This is a genomic window from Streptomyces thermodiastaticus (genome assembly GCF_014656135.1).
GTDB lineage: Bacteria > Actinomycetota > Actinomycetes > Streptomycetales > Streptomycetaceae > Streptomyces > Streptomyces thermodiastaticus.
This window is the reverse complement of the sequence record NZ_BNBV01000056.1, coordinates 1-10,203: the sequence shown is the minus strand read 5'-3', so window position 1 is coordinate 10,203 and position 10,203 is coordinate 1. Positions and strand designations below refer to the sequence as shown.

Genomic DNA, 10,203 nt, shown 5'->3' with positions numbered 1-10,203 from the left:
GGCGGCGCGGCCGCGGCCGCGGTCCGAGCGGCCGGGTGTGCGGGTGTTCACTGTGCTGGTGCGTGGGCGCCGGTCATCAGGGCGGCGAGGTCCTCGGGGGCGAGGAAGGAGGGGGGAGGGGGCGGACCCCAGGAGTAGAGGGCCTTGGCGTTGTCCTCGAAGACGCTCGGCTTCCACAGGGCGTCGTCGACGATGCAGTCGATGTCGGAGTAGTACTCGGAGAAGTTGCCGGCCGGGTCCTTGAGGTACCAGAAGAAGTTGGAGCCGATGTGGTGGCGGCCCAGGCCCCAGGTGTGCCGGCCGGGGTCGGCCGCCAGCATGGCGGTGGCGCCGCGGCCGATCTCGTCGATGTCGTCGACCTGCCACGAGCTGTGGTGCAGGAAGGCCACGGGTGCCTTGTGCACGAGCACGTTGTGGTGGTCGGGGGAGCAGCGCATGAAGGCGGCCGTGTCCTTGACCGTGTCGCTGACCTTGAAGCCGATGCCCTCCTGGAAGAAGCGCTGGGAGGCTTCGTGGTCGGTCGAGCCCAGGGCGACGTGGCCGAGCCTGCGGGGGCGGACCGGGTCCGTGCGCAGGACGCCGGGGGCACGCTCGTGCAGGCGGGGGGTGGCCCCTGGGGCGTTGTACGGGGCCGTCGGTGTGGGGGTCTGCGACAGGCGCGGGACGATTTCCACGCGGACCCGGACCTCGGTGCCCGGATCGACGGCGGTCACCGTGCCGGGGGTGCGGTGCACGGGGACGTCCAGCCGGGCGAGAGAGGCCGCGATGCGGTCGAGGTCGTCGGGGTCGTCGGCGCCCACGCCGAGTTCGACGAGGCGGCGGCGCGGGGTGTGCACGATGCGCAGCTGCTCTCCGCCGTCGGTGGTGGAGAACGTGCGGGTGGCGTGGTGTCCCTCCGCGGCGGTGCGGGAGGAGTCGTTGACGGGGGTGAGACCGAAGTCGGTGTAGTAGGCGGACGTCTGCTCGACGTTCGGCACACCCAGGACGAGGTGAGTCAGCCGGTGCAGTGACATGGCTCGTGGCTCCTTCGGATGTCGGTGAGGCGGTGCCGTGCACAGCGCGGGCGGCGGCGGGCACCCGGTCTCGCGGTCGGATCAGGGGGCGACCATGGTGGTGCGCAGCGTGCCGATGCCCTCGACCCAGGTGACCAGGACGTCTCCCGGGGCGAGGAACTTCTGCGGGGTACGGGCGAGGCCGACGCCGCTCGGGGTCCCGGTGAAGATCAGGTCGCCGGGCAGCAGGGGGCACACCGCCGACAGGCGGGTGATGAGCTCGGGGACGTCGAAGATCATGGCGGAGGTGCGGCTCTTCTGCAGGACCTCGCCGCCCTCGAGCCGGCAGCCCAGTTCGAGGTCGTCCGGGTCGGCGAACTCGTCGGGGGTGACGAGTTCGGGACCGACCGGGGCGAAGCCCGGGTACGACTTGCCGAGCGAGAACTGCGGCGCGGGCCCCGCCAGTTGCAGCCGGCGCTCCGACAGATCCTGCCCGACGGTCAGCCCGGCGACATAGGACCACGCGGTCTCGCGCGTCGCACGGTGGCAGTGCCGTCCGATGACGACGACGAGCTCGGCCTCCCAGTCGACCTGGCCGTCGGGCAGGGTGACGGCCGCCTCATGACCGGTCAGGGACGTGGGGTACTTGGTGAACACCGCCGGTTCGTCCGGCACGCCGAACTCCGACTCGGCGGCGTGGTCACGGTAGTTCAAGCCGATCGCGAAGATCTGCGCGGGCCGGGTGACCACCGGCCCCCACACCGTGTCCGGGCCCGTGCCGGTCACGGGGGCCTTCCCGGCCTGCGGCGACGCCAGGAAGGTGTCGGCCCAGGCGGAGAACTCGTCCCAGGCGTCCAGCGCGGACTGCGTGTCCGGGCCGAAGCGGCCGCCGCTGGCCCGGGCCACGTCGATGTAGCCCTGCGGGCCCTTGAGAACCAGTCGTCGGTCGATGTCTGCCAGGCGCATGAGGCCTCCCTGTCGAGCGGTGTGCGGGGGTGTCGGCAATGAAGTTTAGCCTTCAATCTCGTTCACGCAACAGATTAACGATAATTTCTGGTCGTGTCGTTCTGCTGCTACAGTGTTCGACCATGGCTGGTGGGAAGTCGACGAGAGGCAGCGCCGTCTACGCGCAGATCCGCGAGGACATCTTCCAGGGCGTGCTGCGGCCCGGGCAGCGGCTGCGCCTGGTGGAACTGGCCCAGCGCTTCTCGGTCAGCCAGTCGGTGGTGCGCGAGGCCCTCACCCGCCTGTCCGAGCAAGGCCTCGTCCACGCCGCACCCCAGCAGGGGTTCAGCGTCGTCACCGTCTCCCTCGACGACCTCGACGAGCTCACCGAGGCCCGCATCGAACTGGAGACCCTGGTCCTGCGCCGGGCCATCGAACGCGGCGACATCAAGTGGGAGGCGGCCGTGGTCGCCGCACACCACCACCTGGCCGGCCTCGACGCCGTACGGCCGGACGGCACCGCGAACAGCGACTGGTTCACCGTGCACGAACAGTTCCACCAGACCCTGCTGGAGGCATGCGGCAACAGCCGGCTGCTGGCCGCGGCACTGAGCCTGCGGGACGCCGCCACGCTGTACCGGCGCTGGTCCCGCCCCGTGGCCGGCGACGTCGACCGGGACGTGGCCGGCGAACACCGGCAGCTCGTCGACGCCGTCCTGCGCAGGGACGCCGATGCGGCCGCCGACCTGCTCGCCCGCCACATCGACCGCACCTCCCAGGCCCTGCGCACAGTGATCGCCGACGACCCCGCCGCGGTGGCCTAGCGTCCGTTGCGGAAGTAGATCCAGCCGCGCCGGACCGGGCCGGGGACGACTGACGGGGAAGGGCTCGCAAACCACGGACGACCGTGAGCGTCACCTGGACGTTCACACTCGCGCCAGGCCGCCCGATCAGGTTCTCACCAGCACGGGCGGGGATGCGCTGTTCTGCGAGTTCGATGCGGTCCTTGCCCCGGACTTCTGGCCGGCGCTCCGCGCGATGGCTCCATCGCACGGTGACAGCCACATCGGACTGCTGGCCGTCGCACCGGCCCCCGGACGTCTCTCACGGACCGTCACAGACTTCCGGCGGTGTCTTTGACCGTCGAGGCAAGCTGCGACGACTATTGGACGGCGATCGGTTTCGAGCCGGACGATCCGGATGACGTCGTCGTGGAGTCGATCGCGGTGTCGGCCGGGGGCGTCGCCGTGACCGGACCGGCCGGGCGATGGGGATGCTGCGGTGAACGAGACCCTGAGGTCGCGGTGTTCCAAGGGGTGCCGAACACCGCCGCACGGGACGAGTGGAGCAAGGAGTTCGGGCCGGTTCTGGACGCGCCAGGCGCCCTGAAGGAGTATTGCCGATGACCTCCGCGGGGTGCACCGTCCCGGACGCGTGCTCGACAGCTCCGATCCAGAACTACGGATCATCGAGCAACGGGTCGACGCAGAGCCATGATCCGGGACCCGCGAGGTGTTCGCCGCCGGGCATCGAACCGGGGCGTTGACGACGGGTACACGCGGGGAGGACCGGCTGCCAACTGCTCACCGCCCCCTCTGGCGGGCTGCGGCTGATTTGAGCGAAAGGAGGGTCGGGGCTGCGCGGCGTCTGGGCGCGGACAGTAGGCCGGTAGGAGCCCTCTCAGCCCGCTGCACGGGAGTTGTCAGGCAGCGGGCGATTGCGGCTGCCTGACCAGCGATGATCATTCGGGCCCCAGGCGTTGCGGCGATCATTGCCGGCGGCTGTGGCATGTGTATGACGTGGCGATGCCGGAAGCCCTTCCTATGACCGCCGCAGCCTGGGGGCCGGTGTGGGTGGAGTGGGGCTAGCCGGTGAACGTGTAGGAGGCGAGCCCCTGGAAGTGCCTGCCGTCGTCGAGCTTGCCGAGTTCGAACTCGTATGTGCCCGCGGCAACGTTGCGGAAGGATGCCGTCTGCTTGGCACTGCACTTGATGGTGCGGGTCCCGATGTCGTGGTTGATGCCGCTGGTGCGCCGCAGCAGGACCGTCATCTTCTGGCCCGTCCGGTTGCACGTCAAGACCTTGAACGTGATGCTGCCCTTGGCGGTGGTCTTGAACTCGGGTGTCTGCCACAGATGCGCGTAGTCGAACCGTACTTGGACGGTCTTCGCATGTGCGGGCACCGCCTGGGTGATGGCCAGGCCAGCAGCGCAACAGGCGGTGACTGCGGCGCGCGCCAGGCGCCGTTTCATGAGGGAACGGGTCACGATCTCTCCGTTCGGCACGTGCCTGTGTTTCCTCTACGCATCATCACTGATGCTCCCTCAGCAGGTGTATCGCCCGTCCAGGTGACGTCACCGTACGACTTGTTGATCACATCTTCCCGCCCGCAGGACCAGGCCACCGGATGGATCGCCTCCCGGCCGGGCAACAGGCAGGCTTCGGTCGTCCGCCCGGGCCGGGCGATTCCTGTGGGGCGTGACGCCGCCCGACCGGCTGGAGCAGTCGACGGGGCCGCGGACGGTCTGTGCGGCCGGTGCCGCGGTCACACTGGTGACGTGCCTGCCCCTCGCCCCCGGCCCTGCTGAGGCACGGCCAGATGAGCTGATCCCGGCTTCGTGGAGTCCCTGAAGCCAGGTTTATGATCCTGGCCCGAAGGAGAACCACGAGCAGTGCCAGCACCACGTAAATACCCGGACGAGCTCCGTGAGCGGGCTGTCCGAGAGGTCCGCACGACGGGCCGGCCGATCGCGCACGTCGCCAAGGACCTGGGCATCTACAAAGAAGCCCTGCGCAGCTGGGTCCGCCAGGCCGAGGCAGACGCCGGTGAACGCGACGACCGGCTGACCACCGCAGAGCGGGAAGAGCTGGGGCAGCTCCGCCGGGAGAACGCGGAGTTGAGGCGGGCGAATGAGATCCTGAAGGCCGCGAGCGTGTTTTTGCGGCCGAACTCGACCGTCCCCGGACGAGGCCGACCAGGTGATCGAGCACCTCAAGGACAAGGGTCTCGGTATCGGGTTCGCCTGCCGGGTGCTGGGGCTGTCGGAGTCGGCGTACTACGCGCGCAAGAAGCGGCCGAAGTCGGCCCGCCGGTTGCGCGACGAGCAGCTGATGCCGCTGATCGAGCAGGTCCATGCCGCCTCCGGCGGCACCTACGGTGTCCGCCGGATCACCCATGCGCTGCGGCGCAAGGGCGTCCTCGTGGCACGCTGCACCGTTCAGCGGTTGATGCGTGAGCTAGGCCTGGAGGGCGTGATCCGCGGACAGCGGCGGCGGACCACAGTGCCGGAGCCATCGGCACCCAGGCCGCCGGACCTGGTCGACCGTGACTTCACGGCCTCGCGCCCGGACCAGCTGTGGGTGGCGGACATGACGTATGTCCGCACGTGGGCGGGCTGGGCATACGTGGCGTTCGTCCTGGACGTGTACTCGCGGATGATCGTCGGCTGGCAGGTCGCCAACCACATGCGGACCGAACTCCCGTTGGATGCCTTGGAGATGGCGCTGTGGAGACGGAAGATCAAGAAGGACTCCGGCCTCATTCATCACAGCGACCGCGGGTCGCAATACGTGTCAATTCGGTACACCGACCGGCTCGCCGAGATCGGAGCCGCCGCGTCCGTCGGCTCGGTCGCGGACTCGTATGACAACGCGATGGCCGAGGCGCTGAACGGCACCTTCAAGGCCGAGCTGATCGAGATGCAGGGTCCCTGGAAGGACGTCGACCAGGTCGAACGGGCGATCTTCCAGTGGGTCACCTGGTACAACGAGGAACGGCTCCACTCCGCCCTCGACTACGTACCGCCCGCCGAGTACGAACGCGACTGGTGGCGACAACAGGAAGCCACCCCGCAGTCCGCCTGAAACAAGATCACCGGACTCTACGGAACTCGGGACAGCTCAAGAATCACCGACGACCGCACACCCGCGAAGGTGCGCAGGATGAGCGAGCCATCCGCCGCGTGGGACGGCCTGGCCGAACGGTGGGGCTTGAGCGGCCTGGAACTGATCGGCCAGGCACACGTCCTCGCCGACGCCGACCTCGGCATGAGCTGGAACACCCTCTACATCGCCCGCTCCGTGACCAACGAGGTCGACACCGTGCACCTGTCCTGCGACGCGACGCGGGCCACCGTCGTCTCCACCCTCACCTACCCCGGCGCCGACACCACCACCGGCGTCGCCGTGAGCGGAAACCGGCTGCTGGTGACGAACTCCCAGACGGACACCTATCTCTATGGCGACCCGCTGACCAGCCCGGTCTTCACACTCGAAAGCCTGCCGCCACGCTGACCCTGTGCCTGGACCCTCCTTCCGGGCCGGGTGATCCTCACCGCTGGCCCGGAGGCCTGCTCACCCGTGAGCGGACGGCGCGGTCGCAGTGGCCGCCGCAGCCCGCCGGCGCTCGGCGCGCACCCGTCCATCCTGCAGTCGCCGTCCGTCGAGGCGGCGTGGGATCTTCGCACCCGGGCGTGCGGCAGTGCGGTCCGCGGGCGCTCGACAACCACTTTCCCCCTTGCCCGTTGCCGACGCGGAGCGGGTGCCGGGCCGGGGCACCCGCTCATCGGACAGGTGTGTTCGGACGTGGAGCGTGCACGATCTGCGCGGGCGGGCTCTTGATGTGTGCTTCCCTGCCGGCGGCGGTGTCTGCCCTGTGACGCAGGCTGGAGCTCCTGGTGAGGACGGTCCGGACGGTCCGGGAGTCTCCCGTGGCCTGGAGCAGGCGGATTCAGTGTGTTCCGAGGGGGGTGATGGAGGTCGGCAGGCGTCGGCGCTGGCGCAGGGCGTCGGTGAGCGCGGTCGGCCGGCGGTCGTTGTTCGGGCGGGTGCCCTCTTCGGCGTGTTTGTGCAGGAGTCGGGCGCGGCCGTCTTCGACGGCGCTCTCCTCGGTGAGGACTTTGCTGAAGGTCTTCATCACCGTGTCGGGTCCGGGGGTCCGGTGCGGCCTGGTGGGCGGGACTGAGCCGTGCAGGCGCGGAGCGGGAGGTTGTTCAGGTGGGGCGGGTGTGTGGAGCAGGGGGGTGCTGCGGGCGGCTTCACGGCGGGCGTCGTCCAGGAGCTGGGTGAAGTGGTCGACGTCCCCGCCCAGGAGGAGCACGAAGTTCTGCAGCAGGTCGCGGGGCGGCAGGACGGTGCCTTCGAGGAGTGAGGCGACGGTGCCGGCGGTGAACAGCCAGCGGCTGGCGACGGCGATGTCGCTGGGTGCGGGACGCCCGGCGCGCACGTGCAGGGTGTGTATGGCCGCGCGCAGCCGTTCGGCGGCCGGCAACGGCGGCGTGCCGGGGTCGGGGTCGGAGTTGGGCCAGGGGGTGCGGCAGCTGAGTTTTTCGGATTCCCAGACGGTGCGCAGGACGTCGGGGTCGGCCCCGCATGCGTGTGCGAACTTGCGGGTCAGTTCCCAGGTCGGGACGCGCTCGCCGGACAGGATCCGGGACAGGTACGAGGCGGAGCAGCCGATGCGGCGGCTGACTTCCTTGTTGGTGAGCTGGGCGGTGCGGATCAGCATGGACAGGATCGGCGCCAGCCGGTTGTAGGCGGCGGGAGTCCGTTCGTGCTGACCGCATCGCTGCGTGTCGGCGCTGGTGCTGCGCTCGCCGCCCGCGGCGCCGGAATCGCCGCTGTTGTCGGCGTCACCTGCGGTGTCCGTGCGCCTGGTGGGTGCGGTGGTGCTGAACAGGCCGTCCAGGCTGGTGAGGGGAGTTCCGGAGCGGTTGAAGCGGGCGAGGCGGCGCAGGATGGCGCGGTCGGTGTAGCGGTGGCGGGCGGTGTCCTCGCTGATGTCGAGTGCGGAACTGACAACTGCCCAGGTGACGCGACGGAAGCGGGCCCTGCCGACCGCCGCCGCGGCGAGCCCGTCGAGTTGCTCCTGCAACTGGGTGATGCGGTGCAGTGGTTCCTCTCCGTCGAGCGTCGGCAGCAGCCGCGCGAGGTTGCGGGCACCGTCCTGCACGTCACGGGCCAGTTCGCAGATGAGTTCGTCGCCGGCCGTGCGGTCCGGCGCCGCACTGTGCCGGGCGGAAGGTGTCGTGGGGAGGGGCTTGGTCGGTGCGGGTGCGGACCGCGGTGTGGAGGCGTGGTCCGCGGAGCCGGTGCCCGTGCGCCGGTGACGGAAGGCAGCCTGGCGGCAGGGATCACCGCAGTACTTGCGGGGGCGGCCCTTCCCCGGGCCTCCGCCGAGAAGGGAGCCGCAGTACTCACATCGGTCACTCACGGTAGCCTCCGTTCCGTGACGAAAAGGGTTCATCCCGGGTTGGACTCGGGGTTGCCTGAGGCTGTCGCGCCTGGAGTTTCCGGGTTTCGTCACGCGCCGCCCGTCGGGTCGGGGGAGCGTGGCCCCTGCACGGGGCGGGTCGCGTGGGAAGGCGGGCGGGGGAGTCCCGGTCTTTCGGTCCTCCCCGCCCGCAGACTCTCCTCAGCGCCTGTGGCGGCGGGTGCGGAGCTGCCCGAGCATCGCAGCCGACAGCACGCCGCCCAGGGCGGGGACGGCTTCCGGGGAGAGCGTCACATGCACAGGCGGCCGGCAGACAAGCAGGTAGCCGGTGAACGGAATGACGAGGAAGGCGGTGCCGGCGGCGCGCTTGCCGAATCGGTTCACGTTACGGAACTTTTCGTTACGGCCATTACGCTTGCTCTGAGCGAAGCGGCCGGAAGGCTGTTTCACCCGGCGACACCGGGGGGTACATCGTCCCATAGGGCAATACCTCCTAGGAGTTGTCGGAATGAGGCGTGCGGGACTTCGGACAAGGTTGGACGCCGGTGTTACGAGGTCCCGCACGCATCCGAGGGTGAACATACCGATACACAGTGCGATAATCGAATCCGTGCAAACACCGCACCGAGGGACGATTTGATAGTTGCCCCAGGACAGCGGATTTTCGTTGCCGCCCGTTCCGAAATCTCCTCAGCTTCCGTAGCGTCACGCGCTGGCCACGGCTGATCTCTTCTTGCGAACCCAAACGCTCAAATCCGTACGGGAAACGCGCTTGAAATGATCCTCGGTGGGCGGGTGTTGCGGGTATCAGAACAAACAGGGAGGTGAAGCGGGCGCGAGCGGCCGCTAGCACATGCCGGTACGTGCAATTGCATGATCGCAGGACACAGGCACGTACACGACGCCCACCGCCTGGCGGCGTGCCGCGCACCGGGCGGCGCACTCGCGGATGAGCAAGCTCAGCGTCCAGCCGCCCATCAGGATGTGGGGCAGCGTCAGCGTGTCGTTGCTGTGGCGGCGTACCGGCTCGCTCGGTGTTCAGCCGAGCGCGTCCGGATCCAGCGGGCCGCGCAGCTCCCATACGGCCGGGGCCGGACGGACCGGTGCACCGGGCCGGTGGCGGTCCGGGAGGCGCGGACGGTGCCGCGTGGGAGGGCGCGGGCTCCGGACCGGCCGGACCAGCCGTGGGTACGGCGGCACCGGTTCAGCGGTGGCGGGACAGCTGCGCACGCTGGAGAGGGGGCAGTGGCGAGCGGGGTGCAGGTGGCGGGTCGGTGGTCACTGCTCGTCCTTCTCGGGCAGGATCAGACGCCGGGTGCGGCGCACGCCGTCCAGTTCGCGCACCGCCTGGGTGAGCGTGGCGCTGAACACCTCGGTCTCTCCTCGTTCGTGCATGGTGGCCAGCGCATCGCGCAGCGCCTCCGCCTCCCGCACCAGGCGCTGCGCGGCACGCAGTGCACCGTAGGTGTGCTGGGCGCGTGCCGGGTTGACCCGGCCGAGCGCGTCGACGACGGCCAGGTAGCGGTCGACGAACGCGCTCTCGGCGCTCGTCAGCGGCGGCAGCCGCGGAGGTTCGCCCGTCATGCGGCCGCTCCCACTGCCGGACACCGTGACTGCGGCACGCCCGGCGGGGAGGCACCCGGGCCGGTCGGGACAACCGTGCCGCCGGTCACGCCGGAGGCCGGGCCGGCCGCCTTCGGCCCGAGCCGGGACGACCCTGCCCCCGTGATCGCTGTGGTGACCGCCGGCACCCCCGCTGCCGGCAGCAGCACACGTCCGCGCACCCCTACCCCCTGCCCCTACGGTCACGTAGCCACAGGAGTATGCCCGAGACCGCCGGCCGGCCGGCCCGGTTTCGGCGGCTTCGGTGCACAGCCGTGACACCGTGTCGCCGGGACCCGTACCCGAACCCGTGCCTGCGGCCGCCATGACCCCGTGCCCTGGCGCGGTGGCCACATCGGGTGCGGGCGGCCGGCCGGCGCCGGGCGGCGCACCGTCGGCGAGGGTGCCGGCAGGGCAGGGGCTGCGTCTGACGGGTCGTGGGATGGGGCGGGCT

General features: G+C 70.1%; 10 protein-coding genes. 4 read left to right on the top strand and 6 right to left on the bottom strand.

Features of this window, described 5'->3' with window-relative positions:
* Positions 1-47: 47 nt before the first annotated feature.
* A complete protein-coding gene (locus IE286_RS26725) occupies positions 48-1,013 on the bottom strand; it encodes a VOC family protein (RefSeq protein ID WP_189799339.1) in 966 nt (321 codons plus the stop codon).
* An 81-nt stretch (positions 1,014-1,094) separates the two neighbouring features.
* Positions 1,095-1,958, bottom strand: a complete 864-nt coding sequence (locus tag IE286_RS26720) for a fumarylacetoacetate hydrolase family protein (RefSeq protein ID WP_189799338.1) — start codon at positions 1,956-1,958, stop codon at positions 1,095-1,097.
* 122 nt (positions 1,959-2,080) lie between these two features.
* On the opposite strand from IE286_RS26720, the gene IE286_RS26715 reads away from it, so the two are divergent.
* Both IE286_RS26715 and IE286_RS26710 read left to right on the top strand, forming a co-directional pair.
* A complete protein-coding gene (locus IE286_RS26715) occupies positions 2,081-2,761 on the top strand; it encodes a GntR family transcriptional regulator (protein WP_189799337.1) in 681 nt (226 codons plus the stop codon).
* A gap of 306 nt (positions 2,762-3,067) precedes the next feature.
* A complete protein-coding gene (locus IE286_RS26710) occupies positions 3,068-3,343 on the top strand; it encodes a hypothetical protein (RefSeq protein WP_189799336.1) in 276 nt (91 codons plus the stop codon).
* A gap of 458 nt (positions 3,344-3,801) precedes the next feature.
* Here the strand turns inward: IE286_RS26710 and IE286_RS26705 are convergent, their stop codons facing one another.
* A complete protein-coding gene (locus IE286_RS26705) occupies positions 3,802-4,203 on the bottom strand; it encodes a hypothetical protein (protein ID WP_189799335.1) in 402 nt (133 codons plus the stop codon).
* A 405-nt stretch (positions 4,204-4,608) separates the two neighbouring features.
* Here IE286_RS26705 and IE286_RS26700 point away from each other — a divergent pair.
* Positions 4,609-5,800 (top strand): IS3 family transposase gene (locus IE286_RS26700; RefSeq protein ID WP_229863824.1). Its coding sequence is split into 2 segments (ribosomal slippage): positions 4,609-4,880 and positions 4,879-5,800, totalling 1,194 coding nucleotides; the frame shifts between segments, so codons are not numbered across the junction.
* A 78-nt stretch (positions 5,801-5,878) separates the two neighbouring features.
* Entirely contained in the window at positions 5,879-6,229 is a 351-nt protein-coding gene (locus tag IE286_RS26695; RefSeq protein WP_189799334.1) for a hypothetical protein, read from the top strand.
* A 436-nt stretch (positions 6,230-6,665) separates the two neighbouring features.
* Here IE286_RS26695 and IE286_RS26690 read toward each other — a convergent pair whose 3' ends face one another.
* The 3 genes from IE286_RS26690 to IE286_RS26680 all read right to left on the bottom strand — a co-directional run bounded on the left by IE286_RS26690 (position 6,666) and on the right by IE286_RS26680 (position 9,731).
* On the bottom strand, positions 6,666-8,147 hold the full coding sequence (locus IE286_RS26690) for a helix-turn-helix domain-containing protein (protein WP_189799333.1): 1,482 nt from the start codon (positions 8,145-8,147) through the stop codon (positions 6,666-6,668).
* A 201-nt stretch (positions 8,148-8,348) separates the two neighbouring features.
* A complete protein-coding gene (locus tag IE286_RS26685) occupies positions 8,349-8,597 on the bottom strand; it encodes a hypothetical protein (protein ID WP_189799332.1) in 249 nt (82 codons plus the stop codon).
* A gap of 828 nt (positions 8,598-9,425) precedes the next feature.
* Positions 9,426-9,731 (bottom strand): hypothetical protein, encoded by a 306-nt coding sequence (locus IE286_RS26680; RefSeq protein ID WP_189799331.1) that lies wholly within the window; start codon positions 9,729-9,731, stop codon positions 9,426-9,428.
* Positions 9,732-10,203: the final 472 nt, after the last annotated feature.

Bases quoted from the DNA above. Each gene is read 5' to 3' on its own strand.
- IE286_RS26725 (WP_189799339.1), bottom strand. From the start codon at position 1,013: ATGTCACTGCACCGGCTGACTCACCTCGTCCTGGGTGTGCCGAACGTC.
- IE286_RS26720 (WP_189799338.1), bottom strand. From the start codon at position 1,958: ATGCGCCTGGCAGACATCGACCGACGACTGGTTCTCAAGGGCCCGCAG.
- IE286_RS26715 (WP_189799337.1), top strand. From the start codon at position 2,081: ATGGCTGGTGGGAAGTCGACGAGAGGCAGCGCCGTCTACGCGCAGATC.
- IE286_RS26695 (WP_189799334.1), top strand. From the start codon at position 5,879: ATGAGCGAGCCATCCGCCGCGTGGGACGGCCTGGCCGAACGGTGGGGC.
- IE286_RS26680 (WP_189799331.1), bottom strand. From the start codon at position 9,731: ATGACGGGCGAACCTCCGCGGCTGCCGCCGCTGACGAGCGCCGAGAGC.